The organism is Litoreibacter janthinus (genome assembly GCF_900111945.1).
Classification (GTDB): domain Bacteria; phylum Pseudomonadota; class Alphaproteobacteria; order Rhodobacterales; family Rhodobacteraceae; genus Litoreibacter; species Litoreibacter janthinus.
The window spans coordinates 284,726-307,537 of record NZ_FOYO01000001.1; the positions used below are offsets into that span (position 1 = coordinate 284,726).

The following is a 22,812-nucleotide window of genomic DNA, read 5'->3' on the forward strand; positions in this document are numbered from 1 at the left end:
ATCAGGTCTTCGCATTGCGCGCCGATTCAGGCCCGTGCGGATGCTTGGCATGAGGATAGGGCGCGTGGTGATGGTCATGGTGGTGGTGATGCCCGTGGTCATGGGAATGATCGTGGCTGTGGTCATGATCGTGGTGGTGATGATGATGGTGGTGATCGTCTTTCACCAAACGGCACATTCCCGTGCAGAAGGTATCGCAAAGCGCGCAGTCTTCGACATTGGAACCGGGCGCGTTGGCGCCTTGGCCTTCAACATGGTGATGATGAGACTCCTGAACTGCGCCAACCTCGGACTCAAAGCCCAGGACCTGCACACGGTATTTGCACAGCACGCAGGTCGGCGGCGGCGTGTCCGAGAAGGCGGGATGGCCTTGGCGTGCCTCGGCGGGGATCGTCACAGATGCCCCGTCCTCGCCTGCCAAAATCTGGGTGCGATAGGCGCAGATGCCGCAATTCGGCGGCGGGTTGGCCCCCATCTGCTCGCGCACACGTTCAGCGAAGGTTTCCAACACGGATGCGTGGTCGTTCAGGTAACCCGCCTTGACGAATTCGATATCCGGATTCTGTGCCGCGACTTGATCGGTGAAGCCATAAATGCGGTCGATCAAGATGCCGGAGAACAGAAAATATGGGAACACAACAATCCGCTTATAGCCAAGCTTCGCGGCATGGCTCAGGCAAGGCTCCACCAGCGGGAAAGTGACACCCGAGTAGCCAACCTCGACCCATCCGAAGCCCATGCCCTCATGCAACATCCGCGCGATTTTTGCGACGTTTCCGTTGGCGTCGGGGTCAGACGCGCCACGACCGATGACCACAAGGCATGTTTCCTCGTTAGGGACATGTTGCACGGCGTTGGCAGCATCAACCGCCTCTTGGATGCGCGCACCGGCGGCGGCTATCATCTTGGGATCAACGCCGAGTTCGCGGCCATAGCTGACCTCAATTCCGTGCTTGGCAGCGTATGTGTTCAGCACGGTGGGAATGTCGTTCTTGGAGTGCATCGCGGCGAATAACATGCCCGGCACGGCGAGGATTTTTTCGCATCCTTGTTCGCGCAGCTTGTCCAGCCCGTCGCGGATCACCGGGTTCGCGAACTCAAGGTAGCCATATTCCACCGGCCATTCCGGCGGCAGGTAAGCAGGCAGTTTTTCGGCAAGTACAGAGAACTGATCGACCGCCGCCTGAGAGCGCGAACCATGGCCGCAGATCATGACACCGATCTTGCTCATGCCGCTTCCTCTTCTTCCGCGTCGTCGGATGTATCCGCTTCAGCATCCTCTTCGTCTTTCTTGCCTTTGAGGGCACCCCAGATCGACACCGCAAGCGCCGCACCGAGTGCCGCGCCCGCAACCCAGTGATCATGGCCCGCAAACTCGCCGAAATGGCCCACATGCGCCGAAGCGGGGGCCGCGAGGATCGCAAGAGTAAGGGTGATAAAAATCCGGGTCATAACCGCGCCTTTCGTCCAAACTTCAATAGGAGAGAGATCGGGGCGCGCACCCGCATCGTGACGATGCAGCCGGTGGATCCCCTATCTGGGTCAATCCGAAGGCCGCCAACCTCTCTGGGCCAAAGGCCCTCGTCTTTCGACTCGAAGGTATATGGGGCGGGGCGGCCTGCCGCAATGGGTCAGAACGGCGCGACACGGCCCAAAACCGGCGCGACGCGCAGAAAGTGTGCATCTGCGCTAGGTGACGCACGCTGGGCCCGCATTTAAGTGTGTCGCAGGAAAGCAGGAGGATTTTGGCTTTGGGACAGCTTGTTCACGGCATCTGGCACGACACGTGGTATGACACCAAATCGACTGGCGGCGCGTTCAAACGCTCGACTGCGTCGTTCCGCAACTGGATTACCGCTGACGGCAGCACCGGCCCGTCTGGCGAAGGTGGCTTCAAGGCCGAGGCTGGCCGCTATCATCTCTATGTCGCTTACGCCTGCCCTTGGGCACACCGCACCTTGATCTTTCGCAAGCTGAAAGGCTTGGAAGACCTGATATCGGTTTCTGCCGTTCACCCCGACATGCTGTCTGACGGCTGGACGTTTGAAACGGATGCACATGGCGCAACTGGTGACACGCTCTACGGGCTGGATTTTGCACGTGACCTTTACATCAAGGCGGACCCGAACGTGTCTGGCCGCGTTACCGTGCCGATCCTCTGGGACAGGCAGCGCAAGACGATTGTCAGCAACGAAAGCTCGGAGATCATTCGTATGTTCAATTCGGCCTTCGACGGGCTCACCGGCAACACCTCGGACTTCTGGCCCGCGATCCAGCGCGACGCCATCGAAGAGGTGAACGCGCGCATCTACAAGACGGTCAATAACGGGGTCTACAAGGCTGGATTCGCGACGACGCAGGAGGCGTATGACGCGGCCGTGCGCCCCCTTTTTGAAAGCCTCGACTGGCTGGAAAGCCGCCTTGGCGCAAACCGCTACCTGATGGGCGACCACGTGACCGAGGCGGATTGGCGATTATTCACCACGTTGGCGCGTTTTGATCTGGTCTATCACCTGCACTTCAAGTGCAACCGCAAGCGGATCACCGATTACCCCAACCTCTGGGCCTACACGCGCGAACTATACCAGTGGGAAGGGGTCGCTGAGACTGTGAACTTCCAGCATATCGTCCGCCATTACCACTACAGCCACGACACAATTAACCCCAGCCGCATCATTCCCATCAACCCGGTTTTGGATTGGCAGGAACCCCACGACCGGGGATAACGCTTATCGCGCGTGATACTCCACCAAAGCCGCAAGATCGGAGGGCAAGGTGTTGGACGGAACCATCGCGCATGCATTCGGCATGTAGCGAAAGATCGACCCGTCTGAGAAAAAGCTGTTGCTGGTAACGAAAACCACTTTGGCCTCGGGCCGTCTGAAGTTCGCGTAATCCGCAATAGCCGACGCATCACCCGCGTGAGGGTGAAGGTTCAGATTGATAACAAGAACGTCGAAGGCATTCTCCCTCAGGAGTTCCTCCGCGTCCGACTGTGTATGCACAAGGGTGACATGGCATCCCAAACGGCCAACGTGGTCGGCCCAAATCTTACCAAGTCCACCCCCGTTTTCGACGATGAGTACTTCCATATATAACTCCGACCAAAGACGAGAACTGGCCGGTACGCTTCCCGCATAATCTTTTCTTCTTGGTCCCAGGCTAAAAGGACACCTCTTTGTGCACCCGAACTCCCTAACGAAAGATTAACAATTCGAGGACAATTGCGTTTTGACGCAGCTTGCTTGCGTCTTGCGCGAAATTCCGCTTCATGGGCGGTTGAACAAAACTGCGACGTGAGACAGCCGATGACCACATGGATCACCATTTGCGACACCTGCAAACGCGACGACTGGGAAGCCCGCGCGCCGGGCGTGACCGACGGCGAGATTTTTGCCGAACTGGTGGAAGCCGCCGCCGAAGGGTCCGATGCGGTGCGCACCCGCCGCCACTCGTGCCTCATGGGCTGCGCGCGTGGCTGCAACATCGCCATACAGAGCGCAGGCAAGCTGAACTACACCGTCGGGGAATTCGAGCCATCGCAGGAAGCCGCCCAAGCAGTCGTTGGCTATGCCACGCTCCACGCACAAAGCGAGACGGGCCAAGTCCCCTACAAGCAATGGCCGCAAGCGATCAAAGGTCATTTCGTGACCCGCCACCCGCCTTTGCCAGACAATGAATAATCGCGACCACGGCGGCGGCTTGGATGCGGCGGTGTCTCAATACGGCGGCACCCGCGACGGCTGGCTGGACCTGAGCACAGGGATCAACCCCGCGCCCTACCCCGTGAGTGAGATCAGTTCTGACGCTTGGGCTGCCCTACCCGATCGCACCGCGCTGCAACGGCTTGAGAATGCCGCACGCAAGTTCTGGCAGGTACCCGACGGAGCGGAAGTCGTGATCGCTTCGGGAGCATCTGCCCTGATAGCCCGCATCCCCGCCCTGTTCGAAGAAGGGACAGTTTTCATCAACAACCCCACCTATAACGAGCACGAGGCGGCCTTCCGCAACCATGCGGGCTGGTCCGTGACCGAAGATGCGCAGGACGGAAACGCCGACATATTCGTGCACCCCAACAACCCGTCAGGACGCCTATTCGAAGCCGAGCTGATGGGCCGCAAGGAATTCTGCGTCATTGACGAAAGTTTCTGCGACGTCACGCCTGATGCGAGCCATATCGACTTGGCGGACAATGCCGGCGTGGTGATCTTGAAGAGTTTCGGGAAGTTCTGGGGCTTGGCGGGCCTGCGGCTGGGCTTTGCCATCTGCGCCCCCAAATCGGCTGCACGCCTGCATGAGTTGCTGGGCCCGTGGCCCGTTTCCGGCCCCGCCCTAGAGATCGGTGCACGGGCGCTAGAGGATCTAACTTGGGCGCAGGAAACCCGCGCGCGACTGGCCGCAGATGCCGACCGGCTTGACGCGCTGATGATAGACGCCGGGGCCACTGTGGTCGGCGGCACTACCCTGTTCCGCCTATACGATGTGGTCGATGCCGCTGCGTGGCAGGACAAGCTGGCGCAGGGCCATGTCTGGTCGCGAATTTTCCCGTATTCCACCACATGGCTGCGCCTCGGCCTGCCTGCACCCGACCGCTGGGCGCAATTGGAAGCAGCCTTGTGACGATCGTTTTCGCAATGTTGCTGGACGCGCTTCTGGGCGAGCCGAAATGGCTTTGGAACCGCGTTCCTCACCCCGCTGTGCTGATGGGACGGCTCATCTCCGCGATGGAAGAGCGCCTGAACACCGGCCCCGCCCGCCGCGCGAAAGGCGCGGTTTTGATCGCAGCCTTGGTGATCGGCGCATTGATCTTGGGGGGGGTGCTATCTGCCTTTGGCCCGCTGGTCGAAGTTCTGATCGGCGCAATCCTGATCGCGCAACGCTCTTTGGCGGATCACGTGTCAGATGTCGCGCGCGCCTTGCGCTTGAGTCTTGGCGACGGGCGCATGATGGTCGCCCGCATCGTCGGACGTGACGTGAATGTGCTGGATCGCTCTGGCGTTGCACGCGGCGCAATTGAAAGCGCAGCCGAGAACCTGAGCGACGGGGTCATTGCGCCGGTATTCTGGTTCACGCTTCTCGGCTTGCCGGGGCTGTTGGCTTACAAAATTATAAACACCGCGGACAGCATGATCGGCTACCGAAACGATCGCTATGCAGAATTCGGCTGGGCCGCTGCGCGGCTGGATGACGTAGTGAACTGGCCCGCGGCACGGCTCACCGCGCTATTCATCGCGTTGGTGCATCTGCGGCCCGATGCAATCGGTGTCGCGTTGCGGGACGCTGGCTTGCACCGCTCCCCCAATGCCGGCTGGCCGGAGGCCGCAATGGCGTCGGTTCTGAATGTCGCGCTGTCCGGCCCGCGCAGCTATGACGGCACACTGCGGGAAGAGCCATTCGTGAATCCGGAAGGTCGCCAAGATTTAGGCTCGGACGACATAGATGCGGCCGTCGCAGCGCTCTGGAAGACATGGGGCCTCACGCTTGTGTTCGTTGCCCTCTGGTGGGTGATTGCCTAGGCTGCGCCGAACCTGTTTTCGGAGTTTTCCATGCGCCCCTTGTGTCTTGCCCTTGCCCTTTCTTTGATCGCACCCGCCGCATTTGCGGAATGTGGAGGGAGTTGGAGCTCATTTGTTGCCGACCTGAAGTCTGAGGCCATCACCAAGGGACATTCCAAAGGCAGCGTCGACGGGTTCTTTTCTTCTGCCCGCCAAGACCCAAAAGTGCTGAAAGCTGATCGTGCGCAGGGCGTCTTCAAACGCGATTTCATCGATTTTTCGCGACGTGTTATTTCGCAATCCCGCCTGAACAAGGGAAACGCCAATGCGAAAAAATACGCCTCTGTGTTCCGGCGTGCAGAGCAAGAATACGGAGTCCCTGCTGGGGTGCTTTTGGCATTCTGGGCTTTAGAGACGGACTACGGCGCCGTGCAGGGAGAATTCAACACGCTGAATTCGCTGATGACCCTCAGTCACGATTGCCGCCGCCCCGAATTATTTCGCCCGCAAATATTCGCGGCCTTGGAATTGTTTGAGCGTGGCAACTTTGACCCCCGCACCACCAAGGGGGCGTGGGCTGGTGAAATCGGCATGGTTCAGATGCTGCCAGAAGATATTATTGCTAACGGTGTAGACGGTGATGGCGATGGAAAAGTCAGCCTGAAAACGTCTGCCCCGGATGCGCTTTTGTCAGGGGCAAAAATGCTCAATGCGTTGGGATGGCAGGCTGGGCAACCTTGGCTGCAAGAAGTGCAGGTGCCCGCAGAGATGGACTGGTCAAAAACTGGGCTCGATCACAATTTGAGCGTCAATGACTGGGCCGCAATGGGCGTCAAGCCAAGATCCGGAGGATTTCAAGGCGACGCTGGGGCGATTCTTTTGCCTATGGGCAGAAAAGGGCCTGCCTTCATCGCATACCCAAATTTTCGCGTCTATTTTGAATGGAACCAAAGTTTCGTTTACGTGACCACTGCGGCGTATTTCGCGACGCGGCTTTCGGGCGCGCCGGTCTATGATCCAGGAAACCCTGATCCCAGTCTTTCAGATAGTGATATGAAATCGTTGCAAAAGAAATTGGCGGCGCGCGGTCACGACGTCGGCAAAATCGATGGCATACTCGGTTCTGGAACACGCGCAGCGGTTCAGGCCGAACAACAGCGCCTTGGATTTCCGGCGGATGCCTGGCCAACGAAAAGCCTTCTTCGAAAACTGTAACGCATGAAAGTCTTGGTTTCAGGTTATTTATGTATTACTCCCTGCCTACTCGCAAAGCTGGGGAGCTAAAGAGAAAAATGGCTAAAATTGATCTAAAACCACTATCACTAACAGAACTAAAAGCGCTGCAAGCCCGTGTCGAAAAGGCTATCGCGCGTCACGACAAGAAGCAAAAAGTCAAAGCATTGGCGCTTGTGAAAGCAAAGGCCAAAGAGCTTGGGTTTTCGCTGGACGAACTGACCGGCTCGAAGGCTACTTCGAAAGCTGCACCGAAAAAAGCGGCAAAGGCAGCATATCGTCACCCTGACGATGCGACCAAAACATGGGCAGGCCGTGGCGCCCGTCCACTTTGGTTGAAAGATGCGCTGAACGCCGGCAAGTCTTTGGACGATTTCAAAGTCTGATCGTCAATCAAAACAGGGGCGCGGAATTCACTCTTTCGCGCCTCTGGCCAAAAGCAATACCAGAGCAAAGATAACGGATCGACCTGTGCGTCGAACTAAATCAGGCGACCATCTGTTCGGCTTTTTTCAGATCAACTGAAACAAGCTGCGACACACCGAGTTCCGCCATCGTGACACCAAACAATCGGTCCATCCGCGCCATTGTTACCGCGTGATGCGTAATGATCAAAAAGCGCGTGTTGGTGCGACGTGTCATTTCATCTAACAAATCACAAAATCGCGTTACGTTTGCGTCGTCCAGCGGCGCGTCCACCTCGTCCAGCACACAGATCGGCGCGGGGTTCGCCAAGAATACCGCGAAGATCAGCGCCAATGCGGTCAGGGTCTGCTCGCCCCCCGACAGCAGCGACAGGGTCGACAGTTTTTTGCCCGGCGGTTGGCACATGATTTCCAGACCGGCTTCCAGCGGGTCATCACTTTCGACCATGACCAGCTTGGCTTCGCCACCACCGAACAGATGCTTAAACAGCGTTGCAAAGCTGGAATTGACCTCTTCAAAGGCGGTGAGGAGGCGTTCGCGGCCTTCTTTGTTCAGCGACGCGATCCCTGTACGCAGAGCGGAAATCGCAGCTTCAAGATCGGTTTTCTCCCCGAGCAGGTTGTCATGCTCTTCCGACACCTCTTTTGCGTCTTCCTCGGCGCGCAGGTTCACGGCACCCAAGGCATCGCGCTGGCGTTTCAGGCGGTTCACGTCGGCCTCGATACGCTCGGCAGGCGGCATCTCGTCGGGGTTCGTGTCGAGGGTCTCCAGCAATGCGTCCGGCGTAGTTTCCATCTCTTCGCGAATGCGTTCGACTGCGTAGGCTACGGTTTCCTTAGCAGCTTCTGCACGCGCGTCGGAGCGGGCACGGGCTTCACGGGCCTCGGACGCTTCACGCTCTGCGTCGCGCTCGGTCTGGATGCCTTCGCGCAAGGCGGTTTCGGCCTCTGCCAGATTGTCCGATGCAGTGCGGCGGCGGGCTTCCGCCTCGTCAATCGCAGAGCTCAACTCATCGCGTTTCGCGGCCAGTTCTGCTGGCGCCGCGGAGGCATCTTTAAGTTCCGCTTCGGAGTTTGCCTTGCGCTCTTCTAGCTCACCAATCCGTTTGCCGGCGGTTTCCAGACGGTGTTTCCAACCACTTACTTCGGTCGTGATTTCTTGGCTTCGTTTGGTGCGGGCTTCGCCCTCGCGGCGCAACTCATCGTGCGAAGAGCGTTTGGCCATCATCGTCATACGCGCGGCTTCAACGGTCATTTTCACATCTTCGACTTCGGCGCGGGCGGCGTCGAGATCACCCAGATCGGCCACACCCTTGTCGGCCTCGCGTAGACGCTCGCGGGCGGCCATCGCCTCTTCTTCGTAGCGGGTCACGGCCAACTCTAGGCTTTCGACACGCCCGGCAGCGATCGACTTCTCACCCTCCGCCCGTGATACAGCACGGGACGCATCAGCCATCGCGCGGTCCGCATCCTTGCGGGCTTCGCGGGCATCGCGGTCAGCTTGGGCCGCCAACGCCAACTCTTTGGTCAGCATTTCATGCGCTTGGCGCGCGCCATCGGCACGGGCAGTCGCGCCTTCCAGTGCTTGCTTCAACTCTTCCAAACGGTTCAGCTGCTGCAAACGCATGGCCGCAGCAGACGGTGCATCATCCGCACCTGTGCGGAAACCGTCCCAACGCCAAACGTCACCTTCGAGAGATACTAGGCGTTGCCCAGGCAGTAGGGATTCCTGAAGCCGGTTGCCGTCTGCAACGTCCACCAGTCCGACCTGAGACATGCGGCGCGCCAGCACGTCGGGGATCGTGACATAGGAAGTCAGGGCCGCAACGCCCGCAGGCAAAGGCTGTGGCTGCGGATACCCAGGCAAACGCGTCCAGCCGGTTGATTCGTCATCGTCGATCTGCGGCGCGCGCAGATCATCCGCCAGCGCCGCGCCAAGGGCCTTCTCGTAGCCCGGCTTCACTTGAACCACGTCTAACAGCTGGCCCTGTTCGGACGTGTCACGGTCCACAAGGCGCGACAAGGCGGTTGCTTCGGCACGTAAAGCGTTCGCTTCGCCTTCCGCCTCGGACCGTTGGGAGCGCGCGTCGCTTTCTCTGTTCTGCGCTTCGGATCGCGCGGTTTCCGCGGCAGTCAAAGCAGTGTCGGATTTTTCGGCCTGAACGGAGGCTTGTGACAGAGCGGTCTGTGCGGCGATCAAAGCTGTGTCGGCATTTGTCGCCGTTGCTTGCGCGTGATCTACCGAGGCACGGGCTTTTGTCGCCTCATCTTCGTAGCGCTGCAATGTCTTCGCGGCATCGTCACGCAAGCGGTGCGCCGATTGGTGGCGCGCGGCGAGACGAGCGACATCTTCAGTATGTTCGGCCAACTGTGTTTCGCGGTCTTGCAGCACTGTCGCAGCTTCGCGGGCTTCGGTAGCGGCGGCGTCCAGCTTGCCCACATGGCCCTCTGACGCTTTGGCAATCTCGCGGGCTTCCCATTCCAGCCGTTCGATGGTTTCGCCTGCGTCGCGGTTCAGCGCGGTCTCGCGTTCGATGTCACGAGCCAGCTGATCAATGCGTGCACTCAACGTTTCGATCGTCTGTTGGGCTTGGCGTTCTTGGTCGGTCAGCGTGTCGCGCTGCACCTGTAAGCGTTGCAGGACGGCAGCGGCAATCGCCTCTTCCTCGCGCAGCGGAGGTAGTGCGTCTTCCATTCCCTGCCGCAGTTTTGCAACCTCGCGCACCTGCGCCTCGGCCTGAGCAGCGACGCGCGTCCGCTCTGTCAAAGTTTGACTGGCAGCAAGGTTGGCTTCTTCCGCCTCTTTCCAACGACGATAGAGCAACATGCCTTCGGACTTGCGCAACTCCTCCCCGATTTCGCGATACCGCGCCGCTTGACGGGCTTGGCGGGCGAGTTGTGCAAGTTGTGAGGCAAGCTGTTCGATCACGTCGTCAACACGCGCCAGATTGGTCTCAGCGCCGTTCAGCTTCAGCTCTGCCTCGTGGCGGCGTTGATACAGCCCCGAGATGCCGGCGGCCTCTTCGAGGATGCGACGACGGGCCTTGGGCCGCGCGTTGATCAGCTCGGAGATTTGCCCCTGACGCACCAGCGCGGGCGAATGCGCACCGGTTGAGGCATCCGCAAACAGCATCTGCACGTCACGCGCCCGAACGTCCTTGCCGTTGGTCTTGTAGGCGCTGCCTGCGTCTCGGGTGATCCGGCGAATGATCTCAAGCGTGTCGAGATCGTTAAAACCCGCAGGGGCCAACCGCTCCGAATTGTCGATCTGCAATGACACTTCTGCGAAATTCCGCGCGGGCCGTGAAGACGCCCCCGCAAAGATCACATCTTCCATGCCGCCGCCGCGCATCGCCTTGGCGCGGTTCTCGCCCATCACCCAACGCAGGGCCTCCAGCAGATTGGATTTGCCGCAGCCATTTGGCCCGACCACACCCGTCAAACCATCGGCAATAATAAGCTCCGTGGGGTCCACGAAGCTTTTGAAGCCGTTCAGTCTGAGTTTAGAGAAGCGCAATGCGGGCCTCGCGGGAATCGGGGTTTGGTGGGCCATTGTTTGAACCCAACCCCGTCGAGTCAACGCCAAACCACTGTATATGGCCAAATCGGCAGGGTTATCCCCAAGATGTTGCGAATTTCGGCCCGATTGTGCATGCCGCGAAATAGATACCGGCTGTCGGAATCGACCTTGACCGTCCGAGGCGCCTCGGCGCATTGTGTGCGGGCATGGTTCCCCGCGACGTGCAAAGCACAGCGGGGAAAAATGGGAATTCGGTAGGCGTGACCCAATTAGGGGCGCAAATCCGGAGCCGCCCCCGCGACTGTATGCGGAGAGCACCCTGCCAACGAGCCACTGGAGCAATCTGGGAAGGCGGCAGGATGCATCGACCCGCGAGCCAGGAGACCAGCCATGCGCAATGAAACCCCTCCCGTCGGGTGTGACGGGGCATGGAGATTGAAGATGAAAAACGAAGCTAAAGTAGCAACGCTGAACGCAACCGCCGCACAGACCACCGACATGAGCCTTGTTGGCATTCTTGGCGCTGCCGCTCTGGGTATGGCCCTGCTGTTCGCGGCTGGGTTCGCCCAAGCGTCTGTGATGCATGACACCGCGCATGACCAACGTCATGCGATGGCGTTCCCCTGCCACTAACCACCACCAAGCAACATGTTTAAAACTTTGCTGACCAGCGCGATATTCGCTGGCGTGGCCGTCGGTTTAATTGCCGCCGTGCTTCAGCTTTGGTTGGTCACCCCATCGCTGCTTGAGGCGGAGCTATACGAGTCTGGCTCCCGTATTCACTTCGCGGTTGACGGCTCCACCCAAAGCGATGCTGGCGCACCTTCGCCATTGGACGATCCTGCACGTCATCTGATGACCATGGCGTTCAATATCATCGTGTTCTGCGCCTTCGCGTTGTTTATCGTTGTGGGCTACGCGTTGACAGAGCGCGCAGGCCACGACGTCTCGCCACGCAGCGGTTTGATTTGGGGGCTTGCTGGATTTATCGCCGTGCAACTTGCCCCTGCGATCGGCATGCCGCCTGAACTGCCCGGAACTGTTGCTGCCGAAGTCGAGCTGCGGCAGCTTTGGTGGATATCCACGGTGATCGCGACGGCATTGGGACTGGGCTTAATTGCCTTTGGCCCGTGGATGGCGGGCGTTGCGGGTGCGGCCCTGATCGCCGTGCCCCACATTGTTGGCGCACCTCATCTGGACACCTATTTCGGCGTCGCGCCACCTGAATTGTCGGCGCATTTCGTCACCGCCTCTCTCGGCACCTCGGCTGTGCTATGGTCCCTTCTAGGCCTGTTCACCGCCATCTTCTGGACCAAATTCAAGGACGCCTGACATGCAAGCTAAGATCCCTGCCACCGTCGTCACCGGCTTCCTCGGCGCGGGCAAAACCACGCTGATCCGCCACATGCTGGAGAACGCCAACGGCAAGCGCATCGCTCTGATCATCAACGAGTTTGGTGACCTTGGCGTGGACGGCGACATCCTCAAAGGTTGCGGCGACGAAACCTGCTCCGAAGACGACATCATGGAACTGTCGAATGGTTGCATCTGCTGCACCGTGGCGGACGACTTTGTGCCGACCATGGAAAAGCTACTGGCTCGCGAGAACCGCCCTGACCACATCGTCATCGAGACATCCGGCCTCGCGCTGCCGCAACCGCTGATCCGCGCGTTCAACTGGCCCGATATTTCCACGAAGGTGACTGTCGATGGCGTCGTGACCGTGGTCGACGGCAAAGCCGTCAGCGAGGGTCGTTTCGCTCACAACGTCGCCGCCGTGGATGCCCAACGCAAGCTGGACGAGAACCTTGACCACGAGACGCCACTGTCGGAGCTGTTCGAGGACCAGATCGCTTGCGCAGACATGATCGTGGTCAATAAATCCGACCTTTTGGCGGAAGGCGAGGCTGACGCTTTGGTTGCCACCTTGAAAGCTGACAGCCGCGACGGCGTTCAGGTTGTGCGGACGTCAATGGGCAAAGTTCCTGTCGATGTTTTGCTGGGTCAAGGCATCGGCGCGGAACGCGATCTGGACGCCCGTCATGAAGTGCATCACCACCACCATGATCATGACGATGACGACCATCATGATGATCACCACCACGAACATGGACACGACGAGTTCGAAAGCTTCGTCGTCACCCGCGCTGAAATCACAGACCCAAAAGCCTTCGCGGAACGCGTGGCAGACATCATCCGCAGCCACGACATTTTGCGTCTCAAAGGATTCGCCGCTGTAGCGGGCAAACCGATGCGACTGACGCTGCAAGCGGTCGGCCCGCGCGTTGACACGTATTTCGACCGCCCCTTCGGCACCGACCCGCGCGAGACGCGGCTGGTCGTGATCGGAGAGGCCGGTTTGGATCGCGCTGCGATCGAGGCCGCGCTGCAGGCATGATCGTCGAACGGGCAGACCCGCGCGATCCACGGGCGACAGCGTTGCTGCAAGCCAGCCACGCGCTGATGGAAAGCCTGTTTCCGCCCGAAGACAATCACTACCTGTCGATCGACGCCCTGTGCGTGCCCGAGGTCCATTTCTTCGTTGCACGTGAGGGTGACGCCACCCTCGGCTGCGGTGCGCTCAAAGTTCAGGGCGAATATGGCGAACTGAAGTCCATGTTCACCTCCGAAGCTGCGCGCGGCAAGGGCGCGGCCTCGGCCATTCTGACACATATCGAGACGCGGGCGCGCGACTTGGGCCTGACCAATCTCAAGCTGGAAACCGGCGACCTTCTACACGCGGCTCATAAGCTATACGCCAAGCACGGGTTTACGCCTTGTGGTCCGTTCGGTAGCTACGAAGCCAACAAAAGCAGCCTGTTCATGGAAAAACCGCTTTAGGTTTCGCTTGGCATAACCATTCCCGCCGGAGGCATCCTCCGCCAGCAATAAGGCGCTGACATGCACCTACTCGCCGCCACCCCCGGAAGCATCGACAATGGTCAAGAGCCTGTTGATCTGGGACAGACTCCTGCCGATCTGGTGTTTATCTCTGCCGCAGATACCGAGCTGGCCGCCCTGTCTGCCGCGCGTGGGGAGATGGACGCTCCACCAACGCTGCGACTGGCCTCCATGATGCATTTGATGCACCCGATGTCGGTCGATCTGCACATCGAGGCCTGCGCCACCAAATCTAAGCTTGTGATCGCCCGCGTCCTTGGCGGGACCGGCTACTGGAAATACGGCGCTGAACAATACGCAGCCCACCTGCATGACGCGGGCATCCCTTTGGTCCTGCTGCCAGGAGATGACAAACCCGACGCGGAGCTGCGCGGGCTTTCAACCGTTTCGGACGAAGAGTACGACGCGCTTTGGGCGTATCTGGTTGAAGGCGGCCCAGCCAATACCGAAAATTTCTTGCGCTACGCCCAGTCCATGATCACGCAAGATGAACGCCCCATGCCAGCCGCGCCGTTGTTGCGCGCGGGCGTCTACTGGCCTGGCGCGGGCATCTCCGATTTGGCGGCGGCGCAAGAGGCGTGGACCCACGACGCTCCCGTAGTCCCGCTGATTTTCTACCGCGCATTGGTGCAAGGCGCGGGGCTGAACCCCGTCAATCGTTTGGTCAAATCGCTGCTGCGTGCGGGCCTGAACCCATTGCCGGTCTTTGTCGCATCGTTGAAAGACCCGATCAGCCTCGCCACGCTGGAGAACCTGTTCACGCAAGCCCCGCCAGACGTGATCCTGAATGCGACGTCATTCGCTACCGGATCGCCGCATCAAGGCGACACCGAAGCATTCAATCCGTTGGCAGCGCCATTCGCCAACAAGGCACCGATTTTTCAGGTCATCTTTTCCGGCTCGACGGAAGCGGCATGGGCGGATGGCCTCACGGGTCTGTCCGGTCGCGACATTGCGATGAACGTGGCCCTGCCCGAAGTTGATGGCCGCATCCTGTCCCGCGCTGTCAGCTTTAAGGACGAAGCCTATTTCGACGAGGCGACCGAGTGCCCCATTGCCACGTACCGCGCACGCGGGGATCGCATCCAGTTCGTGGCCGATCTTGCGACGAACTGGGCGAAACTGCGCCACGCCAAAACCGCGGAGCGAAAGGTAGCCCTGATCCTCGCCAACTATCCCAACAAGGACGGGCGGTTGGCCAACGGGGTCGGGCTGGACACCCCCGCAGCAACATCTCATGTGTTGGATTTGCTGGCTGGCCAAGGCTACCACGTGGCGAACGCGCCTGCAGATAGTGACGCCTTGATGAAAGCCATGATGGCGGGGCCGACAAATTGGCTGACCGACCGCCATGTGCGCACCGGCGGCGTCGATCTATCGCTTGCTGCATATCACCGCGACTATGGGCAGCTACCCTACGCCCTACGACAAGAGATCGAAGACCGCTGGGGCGGCCCCGAGGCCGACCCCTTCTTCACCGCAGGAGAAGTTGATTGCGGGCACTTTGCTTTGTCGATCTTGCAATACGGCAACGTGGTCGTGGGCCTGCAGCCCGCGCGGGGCTATAACATCGACCCGACCGAAACCTACCATTCGCCGGACCTGGTGCCGCCGCACAATTACCTCGCCTTCTACTTCTGGCTGCGCCACGAATTTGGCGCGCATGCTATTGTCCACATGGGCAAGCACGGCAACCTCGAATGGTTGCCCGGAAAAGCGCTGGCCCTGTCCGAAGAATGCTGGCCCGAAGCGGTACTTGGCCCCATGCCCCACATTTACCCGTTCATTGTGAACGACCCGGGCGAAGGCACTCAGGCCAAACGCCGTGCGCAAGCCGTCATCATCGACCACCTTACACCGCCGATGACACGGGCGGAAACCTACGGGCCGCTCAAAGACCTAGAGGCGCTGGTCGACGAATACTACGAAGCTGCGGGCGTTGACCCGCGCCGCATCGAACACCTGCGCCGCGAAATCCTGTCGATGACCTCGGCGACGGGGTTGTCGGACGACGTGGGGTTTTCGGGGGATGAAGAGGGGGATCTTGCCAAGCTCGACGCATATTTGTGCGAACTGAAAGAGGCTCAGATCCGCGACGGCCTGCATGTCTTCGGGATTTCGCCCGAGGGGGTGCAAGCCCGCGACCTGACCATAGCATTGACCCGCGTGGCCCGCGGAGACGGCGCAGGACCGGACGCATCGCTGATCCGCGCATTGGCCGACGATCTTGGACTGGGGTTCGACCCGCTCTCCGCAGATCTGGCCGAGCCTTGGGCCGGACCGCGCCCCGAGGTTTTAACAGGTGACAAGTGGCGCAGCACTGGCGACACCGTGGAGCGACTGGAGGAGTTGGCGATCCGCCTGATGGAAGGTGACACGCCGCCCGGCCCCGCCAGCGCTGACGTCATCAATCACATCCGCAACCATGTGCAGCCGACTGTGGCGGCGTGTGGCCCCATGGAAGGGGCGGGCCTTCTCAGCGCCCTCAGGGGGCACTTCGTCGCCCCGGCGCCCTCCGGCGCACCAACCCGCGGGCGTATGGATGTGCTGCCGACCGGGCGGAATTTCTTCTCCGTCGACAGCCGTGCGGTCCCTACGCCGACGGCGTGGGCCTTGGGGTGGAAATCCGCCAACATGCTCATCGAGAAACACCTGCAAATCCATGGCGACTGGCCCCGCGCGTTGCTTCTGAACGCTTGGGGAACCGCCAATATGCGAACTGGAGGGGACGACATCGCGCAAGCCTTGGCCCTGATGGGCTGCAAGCCGAAATGGGACGCCGCCAACCGCCGCGTCACGGGTTTTGAGATCCTCCCGATGGGAGTATTGGGCCGCCCGCGCGTGGACGTGACCTTGCGCGTGTCGGGATTCTTCCGCGACGCCTTCCCGCAACTGATAGCACTCGTCGACAGCGCGGCGCGCGCGGTGATGGAGCTTGACGAGACGGACGCCGACAACCCTGCCCGCGCGAACGGTGGCGCACACCGCGTCTTCGGCTCGAAGCCCGGGGCGTATGGCGCGGGGCTGCAGGCCATGATCGACGAACGCCTCTGGTCGGACAAATCCGACCTTGCCGAGGCCTATCTGGAATGGGGCAGCTACGCTTACGGAAAGGGCGCAGAAGGCACCCGCGACCGAACAGGGTTTGAGGCACGATTGGGACAAGCTGAAGCGGTGGTTCAAAACCAAGACAACCGCGAGCATGACCTGCTGGACAGCGACGACTACTACCAGTTCGAGGGGGGTGCTGCGGCGGCAATCGAGACGCTTCAAGGCCGCGCGCGTCCGGTCTATCACAACGACCATTCCCGCCCTGACCGCCCGGTCATTCGTACATTGGAAGACGAGATCGGCCGCGTTGTGCGATCCCGTGTGGTGAACCCCAAGTGGATCGAAGGCGTCAAGCGCCACGGCTACAAAGGTGCCTTCGAGATGGCCGCGACCTTGGACTACCTATTTGCTTTCGCCGCCACCACAGGCGCCGCCAAATCACACCATTTCGATTTGGTGCATCAAGCATATCTTGAGGACGACAACACGCGCGACTTCATCGAGGAACATAACCCCGCAGCGCTGCGTGAAATGGCTGAGCGGCTGCAGGAGGCGATGGATCGTGGCCTGTGGACACCCAAGTCCAATTCCGCCCGCGCGTTGATCGAACGCCTGCTGTGAGTGCTGTGTTCAAAGCCGCGCCGGACTACGATCCATCCGCTCTGCTGACGCTCATCAGATTGGCTTTTGAGGAGCAAAAAGGTCGGATCGACCCACCGTCCTCTATGAACAAATTGCGACCGCCTGACATAGCGGCGCATTTGGCGCAGGAAATGGTTTTCGTGGTTGAGCAAGAAGGCGCGCCGGTGGCCTGCCTGTTTGGAACCCGCAAACCAGGTGCGCTCTATGTCAGCAAACTGTCAGTGCGACCAGACCATCGGGGCGGGGGTCTGGCCCGTGCCCTGCTAAACGCGGCAGAGGGAGAGGCCCGTGTCCAAGGGTTGCAACATCTGGAACTTATCTCGCGCCGCGAATTGACGGACAATCACGCACTGTTCCGCCATCTGGGATTCGAGAAATTCGCGGAAGGCAGCCACCCGGGCTATGACACAGTGACCGAATTCCATTTCCGCAAGATGCTTTAACCTTCGCTCAGCACAAAATGTCAGCCTGCACCAACGCCACATCGCCGGTGACAGAGCTTCGCACGACGCTACAGCCTGTTACCTGTTCAATCGCAGTGGCGCCCGCAGCGAAGACATTTCTCGCATCAGGGCGGCGCATGATGTTGGTCCGGTACGCTTCTGCACGTGTGTCATTGTAATTCACTCTAAACGCGTAGACCCCGACCTGCGAAGTTCCATTGCGCCCGCCCTTGAGGCCCACACTTGGCGCGCCACATGCGGTTAGGGTCGTCAGACAAAACAGAAGCACAGCGCGCATGGTTTTTTTCCTAGTTAAGACGTTCAGTTCCCAAGTTTGCGACGACTTACCTAACAAACCCTTACCCTTTGGGGCTTGCATCGCAGCCCTGCGTCCAACAGGTTACGCGCGACCCATTAGCGGAGCGCCCGATGACCCAAGAAACCCCAGACGACCTGACCCGCCACGCCACCAAAATGGCCAAGAAGAAAGCCGCGCGCGACAAGATCATGGCGACCAAGACCGACAAGCGCGGGCTGATCATCGTGCATACCGGCAAAGGCAAAGGCAAAAGCTCTGCCGCGTTCGGGATGATCTTCCGCTGCATCGCGCATGACATGAAATGCGCTGTCGTTCAGTTCATCAAAGGCGGGATGAGCACAGGAGAGCGCGACCTGATCCTTGGCAAGTTCTCAGACATCTGCGAGTTCCACACGATGGGCGAAGGTTTCACCTGGGAAACCCAAGACAAATCCCGCGACATCGAGATGGCACAGGCCGCATGGGCCAAGGCCAAAGAGTTGATCCGCGACCCGTCCAACCACATGGTGCTGCTGGACGAGATCAACATCGCGCTGCGCTATGACTACATCGACATCAATGAGGTCGTGACCTTCCTAGCCGAAGAAAAGCCCGACATGACCCATGTGGTTCTGACCGGCCGCAATGCGAAGGACGAGCTGATCGAAATCGCTGACCTCGTGACCGAGATGGAGCTTATCAAACACCCCTTCCGGTCGGGCATCAAAGCGCAAATCGGGGTGGAGTTTTAACTCATCCCGATTTCGACGTCTGCCCCAGCGCACGGGTCTCCGACAGCGTCATTCCAGTCGACAAGACCTCGTCATCGAGCTGCAGTTCGATCACGGACAGGACCCCTGATTTTTGTGCGACGTCGAATGCGGCGGCGAAGTCTTCGGTGCGGGTGACGGTCTGCCCTGTCCCGCCATAGGCGCGGGCCAAAGCGGCAAAGTCTGGGTTGGTGATCATCGTTCCAGACACGCGACCGGGATAAGTCTTTTCCTGATGCATGCGGATGGTGCCGTATTTGCCGTTATTGACCACAATCACAATCACCGCGGCACCATGCTGGATTGCCGTCGACATCTCGTTACAGGTCATCTGGAAACAGCCGTCACCCGCAAAGCAGATCACAGTGCGATCGGGATGTTCCAACTTGGCAGCAATGGACGCCGGAAACCCGTAACCCATGGAGCCCGAGGTCGGGGCCACTTGGGTCTTGTAACCCCTGAAGCGGTGATAGCGATGCACAAATGCCGCGTAGTTGCCCGCCCCATTTGTCAGGATCGCATCATGCGGGAGGGTGTCGGACAACCAAGACACCACCTGTTCCATCTTAACAGGCCCGGGCGTCGCTTTTAGCTGCTGCCACACGTCATACTCGGCCCGAGCCTGCGCGCGCCATTCCGCCCAATCGCCTGCTGTCGCATCTGCTTCGGCGAGCGCTGCGATCAGGGCAGAACTGTCGCAAGCCAGCGCGAAATCAGGCGCATAGACATGGCCCGGCTCATCCGGGCTTGGGTGGGTGTGGATCAGCGTTTTGCCCAGATCGGACGGGTCCAAAAGCTCGTAACCATTTGTCAGGATGTCACCGACCCGCGCCCCGATAACCAGCAACACATCAGCATCTCGAAGGCGCTTGGCCAGTGCGGGATTCATGCCGACGCCCAGATCACCTGCGTAGTACGGGCTGTCGTTGTTCAGGTAGTCCTGCCGCCGAAAAGGGACTGCCACAGGAAGATCCATACGTTCCGCAAAACGTTCCAAGTCAGAGGCTGCTTGCGCAGACCACCCCGGACCACCGGCAATCAGCAACGGGCGCTTCGCCTGTGCCAACATGGACAAGATGCGCGACACGTCATCAGGAGCAGGCATCGCGCGGGCGACCTGCGCTGCAGGACGGTCAGCGACCTCTGCTATCGAAGACAACATATCCTCAGGCAAGGCCAGAACCACTGGGCCGGGACGCCCCGACATCGCAATCTGAAACGCGCGGGCAATGTATTCGGGTAATCGTTCTGACTGATCGACTTCGGCCACCCATTTGACAAGGCCGCCAAAGAACTGCCTGTAATCGACCTCTTGAAAGGCCTCGCGGTCACGATGGTCACGCGCGATTTGACCCACGAACAAGACCATCGGCGTGCTGTCTTGCATTGCGACATGTAGTCCCGACGACGCGTTTGTTGCCCCCGGCCCGCGGGTCACAAAGGCAATGCCGGGGCGACCCGTCAGCTTGCCATGTGCCTCTGCCATCATGGAGGCACCGCCCTCTTGCCGGCAAACGACGTTCTGGATACCGCTTTCATAAAGCCCGTCCAAAGCCGCCAAGAAGCTCTCTCCAGGCACCGAGAACACCCGCGTCACGCCTTGGATCTTCAGCTGCTCCGCCAGAATTGCGCCACCGTGTCTGATTGCCATTGGAACCTCCGTTTCTGTCCGGCCCAGTCTTTGGGCAGCCTCGCACGGTTTGCAACGCCAATTGCGAACTGAATCGCGCGGACGCTATGCGTTCCGCGCCATAGACACAGAAATCTCAATGAGATTACCGTCAGGATCACGGATATAGAGCGACCGGATCGGCCCTGTAGCGCCGCTTCGCATTACCGGGCCTTCCTCAATACCCACGCCTTGCAGGTCCAGATGCAAAGCCCACTCATCCAATGGCGCTTCCGTCAAAAAGCACAGATCAGCGCTACCCGGCGTTGGTGCACGGCCATGTGGCCGAAACTCTGCCCCTGCTTGGTGAAGGTTGATCTTCTGGCGACCAAAACTCAATGCCGTACGGGCTGAGCCATCGGCAGGTTGAAACTGCTGCACATCCATTCCAAGCACATCTTGGTAGAAAGCCGCACTTGTGGGGATGTCCGCGACAGTCAGTACCAAATGGTCGAGCCCGCTTAATTTTGGGGTCATTACGCGCTTGCCTTTCAAGGGGTGATCAAAGGATGATCTGCCCATGACCCAAGATCAAGCCCCCACCATCCGCGACGACATTCTGGACCCGTCCCGTATCAAGGCACTTGCCGCAACGCTTGAGCTTGAGGACACGACACCGCGCCCCTTCTGGCACCAGATCTTTTTTTGGGACGCTCAGCCTCCGTCAGCGCTTGGGGCAGATGGCCACCCCAGGATTGGCGCACTTATACCCGATATGGGCCTCCCACGCCGCATGTGGGCCGGTGGCCGATTGCAGTTCCATAGCGCTCCCGTCATGGGGCAAACCGCGCGCAAAACGACGACATTGCTGAAGGCCGACCGGAAGCAGGGCCGAACAGGCGCGCTTGGCCTCGTGACCCTGCGCCACGAAATCAGCCAAGGCAGCACTCTTCTGGTGACAGAGGACCAAGACTTGATCTACCGCGCGGCCGACGCGCCTGCGGGCACGCCGCCGCAAGCTGGGACGGATGAATCCGCGTCCCGCACACACAGTTTTACCACGACCGAGCTCTTCCGTTACTCCGCCCTCACCTTCAACGGCCACCGCATTCACTACGATCGCGATTATGCCAAAGACATCGAAGGGTATGAGGGCCTCGTCGTGCATGGTCCGTTGTTGGCGCAGTATCTGATGCTGATGGCGGAAGACTTGCTCGGTGGGCTTGCAAGGTTCGAGTTTCGCGCGACGGCGCCACTCATGGACCACCAAGAGGCTACCTTCTGCGCCAAGCCGTCGGATGGCGGACTGACACTATGGGTCAGGGCGGCAGACGGACGACAATGCATGACCGCCAACGCTTACAAGCACCTTTCGGCCTGAAACTCCGGCGGAATACGGTTGATGCCGTCGAGCACCAAATCAGCCATCACCTCCGCGACCTTGGGAGCCACACCGAAGCCGATTTTGAACCCGCCATTCGCGACGAAGGCCCCTTCCTCAAACGGGTGGACCCCAAGCATCGGGGCGCGGGACCGTGCACGAGGGCGCACGCCAGCCCAACGCGCGACAATCTTCGCCCTGCCAAGAAGAGGGACGCCCGCAACCGCCCGCGCGAGAACGTCATCAAGTTGTTCATCAGTAGACGCGGGCGCCTCGAAATATCGTTCCGACGTTGACCCAATTGCCACCGTCCCGTCCGCATGGGGAACGACATGTAGCCCATCGAAATAGAGTTGCGGCAGATCACGGGCGTCATGCTCCAACAGCACCGCCTGCCCTTTCACGCCATTGCCGACCTGTCGGGTGTGCTGCGCCGTCATTTCTTCCAGCCCTTCATATCCCGTCGCATGCACAACTGCACCTCGGGCCGCCCCCACACGCAGAACCTCGCCGCCCCGCGCTTCGATTGCAGCGGCCAAGGCAAGGCAGGCTTGGCGTGGGTGCAGGCGCGCGGACAGCGTGTCAAAGATCACCTTGCCTGTCGGACTGGTCGGGCACCACTCGCCCGAAGCCTGCTCTACACGCCATTCCGCCGCGTTTCCCCAAAGCTCGTGCGCAGACAACGCGCGACGTTCGGCCAGGGCCAACCCCGCCGCGTCCAGAACAGGCTGAATACGACCGAGGCGGCCATACCCAGCCTCAAGGCCAGAAGCAGTTTCGACCTCGCTCCAGAATCTGCCCGCCATCAGGAGGCTTTCAAGTTGGAATTGCTTTTTGTCGTTCCACTGCTCCGGCGTGTGCGGAGCCAAGGCCCCAACAATGCCTCCAGAGGCTCCCGCCGCGACACCCTTCGGGTCTATGACCCGAACCCGTGCACCGCGCTTGGCGCATTCCCAGGCCACGGACAGGCCAAATGCACCTGCGCCCAGCACCGTTACTTCTGCTCTGGACAAGGTTGCCCCCTTTGCTCAGTGTCGCTCGGTG

At 60.1% G+C, this 22,812-nt stretch carries 22 protein-coding genes and 1 riboswitch; of the genes, 14 read left to right on the top strand and 8 right to left on the bottom strand.

The annotated features are described in order from the left end of the window. Position 1: 1 nt before the first annotated feature. Together BM352_RS01490 and BM352_RS01495 are read right to left on the bottom strand one after the other, a co-directional pair. On the bottom strand, positions 2 to 1,231 hold the full coding sequence (locus BM352_RS01490; RefSeq protein ID WP_090211590.1) for a sirohydrochlorin chelatase: 1,230 nt from the start codon (positions 1,229 to 1,231) through the stop codon (positions 2 to 4). Then, positions 1,228 to 1,452 carry a DUF6732 family protein gene (locus tag BM352_RS01495; RefSeq protein WP_090211593.1) on the bottom strand — a complete coding sequence of 75 codons (225 nt, stop codon included), beginning with the start codon at positions 1,450 to 1,452 and terminating at the stop codon, positions 1,228 to 1,230. Before BM352_RS01495 ends, BM352_RS01490 begins: the two co-directional genes overlap by 4 nt. 299 nt (positions 1,453 to 1,751) lie before the next feature. Here BM352_RS01495 and BM352_RS01500 point away from each other — a divergent pair, with 299 nt between their 5' ends. Further along, positions 1,752 to 2,726, top strand: coding sequence for a glutathione S-transferase family protein (locus tag BM352_RS01500; protein WP_090211596.1), 975 nt, complete (start codon positions 1,752 to 1,754; stop codon positions 2,724 to 2,726). 3 nt (positions 2,727 to 2,729) lie between these two features. Here BM352_RS01500 and BM352_RS01505 read toward each other — a convergent pair whose 3' ends face one another. Next, positions 2,730 to 3,092, bottom strand: coding sequence for a response regulator (locus BM352_RS01505; protein ID WP_090211598.1), 363 nt, complete (start codon positions 3,090 to 3,092; stop codon positions 2,730 to 2,732). 216 nt (positions 3,093 to 3,308) lie between these two features. On the opposite strand from BM352_RS01505, the gene BM352_RS01510 reads away from it, so the two are divergent. The 5 genes from BM352_RS01510 to BM352_RS01530 all read left to right on the top strand — a co-directional run bounded on the left by BM352_RS01510 (position 3,309) and on the right by BM352_RS01530 (position 7,114). Then, entirely contained in the window at positions 3,309 to 3,683 is a 375-nt protein-coding gene (locus BM352_RS01510) for a DUF1636 family protein (protein ID WP_090211600.1), read from the top strand. Continuing rightward, positions 3,676 to 4,620 (top strand): threonine-phosphate decarboxylase, encoded by a 945-nt coding sequence (locus BM352_RS01515; RefSeq protein ID WP_090211602.1) that lies wholly within the window; start codon positions 3,676 to 3,678, stop codon positions 4,618 to 4,620. The genes BM352_RS01510 and BM352_RS01515 overlap by 8 nt, the downstream gene beginning before the upstream one ends. After that, on the top strand, positions 4,617 to 5,516 hold the full coding sequence (gene cbiB / locus BM352_RS01520; RefSeq protein ID WP_245780885.1) for an adenosylcobinamide-phosphate synthase CbiB: 900 nt from the start codon (positions 4,617 to 4,619) through the stop codon (positions 5,514 to 5,516). Before BM352_RS01515 ends, cbiB begins: the two co-directional genes overlap by 4 nt. A 30-nt stretch (positions 5,517 to 5,546) precedes the next feature. Then, positions 5,547 to 6,710, top strand: a complete 1,164-nt coding sequence (locus BM352_RS01525; protein WP_090211606.1) for a lytic murein transglycosylase — start codon at positions 5,547 to 5,549, stop codon at positions 6,708 to 6,710. Positions 6,711 to 6,787: 77 nt separating this feature from the next. Beyond that, complete coding sequence (locus BM352_RS01530) at positions 6,788 to 7,114, top strand: H-NS histone family protein (RefSeq protein WP_090211609.1); 327 nt, start codon at positions 6,788 to 6,790, stop codon at positions 7,112 to 7,114. A gap of 100 nt (positions 7,115 to 7,214) precedes the next feature. On the opposite strand, the gene smc is transcribed toward BM352_RS01530, so the two are convergent. Then, the gene (smc, locus tag BM352_RS01535; protein ID WP_245780886.1) at positions 7,215 to 10,706 is read right to left on the bottom strand and encodes a chromosome segregation protein SMC; all 3,492 of its coding nucleotides are present in this window, start codon (positions 10,704 to 10,706) and stop codon (positions 7,215 to 7,217) included. A gap of 157 nt (positions 10,707 to 10,863) precedes the next feature. After that, a riboswitch (cobalamin riboswitch) is annotated at positions 10,864 to 11,080 on the top strand. Between smc and BM352_RS01540 the strand changes: the two genes are divergently transcribed. The 6 genes from BM352_RS01540 (at position 11,064) to BM352_RS01565 (ending at position 17,710) form a co-directional block, all read left to right on the top strand. Then, entirely contained in the window at positions 11,064 to 11,306 is a 243-nt protein-coding gene (locus BM352_RS01540) for a CbtB domain-containing protein (RefSeq protein ID WP_425434506.1), read from the top strand. It overlaps the preceding riboswitch by 17 nt. 15 nt (positions 11,307 to 11,321) lie before the next feature. Beyond that, positions 11,322 to 12,005 (top strand): CbtA family protein, encoded by a 684-nt coding sequence (locus BM352_RS01545; protein ID WP_090211613.1) that lies wholly within the window; start codon positions 11,322 to 11,324, stop codon positions 12,003 to 12,005. Position 12,006: 1 nt separating this feature from the next. Next, positions 12,007 to 13,071, top strand: coding sequence for a cobalamin biosynthesis protein CobW (gene cobW, locus BM352_RS01550; RefSeq protein WP_090211615.1), 1,065 nt, complete (start codon positions 12,007 to 12,009; stop codon positions 13,069 to 13,071). Further along, a complete protein-coding gene (locus BM352_RS01555; RefSeq protein ID WP_090211616.1) occupies positions 13,068 to 13,514 on the top strand; it encodes a GNAT family N-acetyltransferase in 447 nt (148 codons plus the stop codon). Before cobW ends, BM352_RS01555 begins: the two co-directional genes overlap by 4 nt. A 60-nt stretch (positions 13,515 to 13,574) precedes the next feature. Next, on the top strand, positions 13,575 to 17,246 hold the full coding sequence (gene cobN, locus BM352_RS01560; protein WP_090211619.1) for a cobaltochelatase subunit CobN: 3,672 nt from the start codon (positions 13,575 to 13,577) through the stop codon (positions 17,244 to 17,246). After that, the gene (locus BM352_RS01565) at positions 17,195 to 17,710 is read left to right on the top strand and encodes a GNAT family N-acetyltransferase (RefSeq protein WP_245780887.1); all 516 of its coding nucleotides are present in this window, start codon (positions 17,195 to 17,197) and stop codon (positions 17,708 to 17,710) included. Before cobN ends, BM352_RS01565 begins: the two co-directional genes overlap by 52 nt. 7 nt (positions 17,711 to 17,717) lie before the next feature. Here the strand turns inward: BM352_RS01565 and BM352_RS01570 are convergent, their stop codons facing one another. Further along, the gene (locus tag BM352_RS01570; protein WP_090211626.1) at positions 17,718 to 18,008 is read right to left on the bottom strand and encodes a hypothetical protein; all 291 of its coding nucleotides are present in this window, start codon (positions 18,006 to 18,008) and stop codon (positions 17,718 to 17,720) included. Positions 18,009 to 18,139: 131 nt separating this feature from the next. Between BM352_RS01570 and cobO the strand changes: the two genes are divergently transcribed. Next, on the top strand, positions 18,140 to 18,760 hold the full coding sequence (gene cobO, locus BM352_RS01575) for a cob(I)yrinic acid a,c-diamide adenosyltransferase (RefSeq protein WP_090211628.1): 621 nt from the start codon (positions 18,140 to 18,142) through the stop codon (positions 18,758 to 18,760). 1 nt (position 18,761) lies between these two features. Here cobO and BM352_RS01580 read toward each other — a convergent pair whose 3' ends face one another. Then, on the bottom strand, positions 18,762 to 20,429 hold the full coding sequence (locus tag BM352_RS01580) for a thiamine pyrophosphate-binding protein (RefSeq protein ID WP_175500594.1): 1,668 nt from the start codon (positions 20,427 to 20,429) through the stop codon (positions 18,762 to 18,764). An 84-nt stretch (positions 20,430 to 20,513) separates the two neighbouring features. Continuing rightward, positions 20,514 to 20,924, bottom strand: a complete 411-nt coding sequence (locus BM352_RS01585) for a VOC family protein (protein WP_090211631.1) — start codon at positions 20,922 to 20,924, stop codon at positions 20,514 to 20,516. A gap of 43 nt (positions 20,925 to 20,967) precedes the next feature. Between BM352_RS01585 and BM352_RS01590 the strand changes: the two genes are divergently transcribed. Beyond that, a complete protein-coding gene (locus BM352_RS01590; RefSeq protein WP_090211634.1) occupies positions 20,968 to 21,768 on the top strand; it encodes an HTD2 family dehydratase in 801 nt (266 codons plus the stop codon). On the opposite strand, the gene BM352_RS01595 is transcribed toward BM352_RS01590, so the two are convergent. Beyond that, positions 21,747 to 22,781, bottom strand: a complete 1,035-nt coding sequence (locus BM352_RS01595; protein ID WP_090211636.1) for an NAD(P)/FAD-dependent oxidoreductase — start codon at positions 22,779 to 22,781, stop codon at positions 21,747 to 21,749. The genes BM352_RS01590 and BM352_RS01595 overlap by 22 nt on opposite strands. Positions 22,782 to 22,812: the final 31 nt, after the last annotated feature.

Bases quoted from the DNA above. Each gene is read 5' to 3' on its own strand.
- BM352_RS01530 (WP_090211609.1), top strand. From the start codon at position 6,788: ATGGCTAAAATTGATCTAAAACCACTATCACTAACAGAACTAAAAGCG.
- BM352_RS01510 (WP_090211600.1), top strand. From the start codon at position 3,309: ATGACCACATGGATCACCATTTGCGACACCTGCAAACGCGACGACTGG.
- BM352_RS01505 (WP_090211598.1), bottom strand. From the start codon at position 3,092: ATGGAAGTACTCATCGTCGAAAACGGGGGTGGACTTGGTAAGATTTGG.
- BM352_RS01555 (WP_090211616.1), top strand. From the start codon at position 13,068: ATGATCGTCGAACGGGCAGACCCGCGCGATCCACGGGCGACAGCGTTG.
- BM352_RS01515 (WP_090211602.1), top strand. From the start codon at position 3,676: ATGAATAATCGCGACCACGGCGGCGGCTTGGATGCGGCGGTGTCTCAA.
- cobW (WP_090211615.1), top strand. From the start codon at position 12,007: ATGCAAGCTAAGATCCCTGCCACCGTCGTCACCGGCTTCCTCGGCGCG.
- cobO (WP_090211628.1), top strand. From the start codon at position 18,140: ATGACCCAAGAAACCCCAGACGACCTGACCCGCCACGCCACCAAAATG.
- BM352_RS01580 (WP_175500594.1), bottom strand. From the start codon at position 20,429: ATGGCAATCAGACACGGTGGCGCAATTCTGGCGGAGCAGCTGAAGATC.
- BM352_RS01540 (WP_425434506.1), top strand. From the start codon at position 11,064: ATGCGCAATGAAACCCCTCCCGTCGGGTGTGACGGGGCATGGAGATTG.
- BM352_RS01545 (WP_090211613.1), top strand. From the start codon at position 11,322: ATGTTTAAAACTTTGCTGACCAGCGCGATATTCGCTGGCGTGGCCGTC.
- cobN (WP_090211619.1), top strand. From the start codon at position 13,575: ATGCACCTACTCGCCGCCACCCCCGGAAGCATCGACAATGGTCAAGAG.
- BM352_RS01590 (WP_090211634.1), top strand. From the start codon at position 20,968: ATGACCCAAGATCAAGCCCCCACCATCCGCGACGACATTCTGGACCCG.
- BM352_RS01495 (WP_090211593.1), bottom strand. From the start codon at position 1,452: ATGACCCGGATTTTTATCACCCTTACTCTTGCGATCCTCGCGGCCCCC.
- BM352_RS01585 (WP_090211631.1), bottom strand. From the start codon at position 20,924: ATGACCCCAAAATTAAGCGGGCTCGACCATTTGGTACTGACTGTCGCG.
- smc (WP_245780886.1), bottom strand. From the start codon at position 10,706: ATGGCCCACCAAACCCCGATTCCCGCGAGGCCCGCATTGCGCTTCTCT.
- BM352_RS01570 (WP_090211626.1), bottom strand. From the start codon at position 18,008: ATGCGCGCTGTGCTTCTGTTTTGTCTGACGACCCTAACCGCATGTGGC.
- BM352_RS01525 (WP_090211606.1), top strand. From the start codon at position 5,547: ATGCGCCCCTTGTGTCTTGCCCTTGCCCTTTCTTTGATCGCACCCGCC.
- BM352_RS01490 (WP_090211590.1), bottom strand. From the start codon at position 1,231: ATGAGCAAGATCGGTGTCATGATCTGCGGCCATGGTTCGCGCTCTCAG.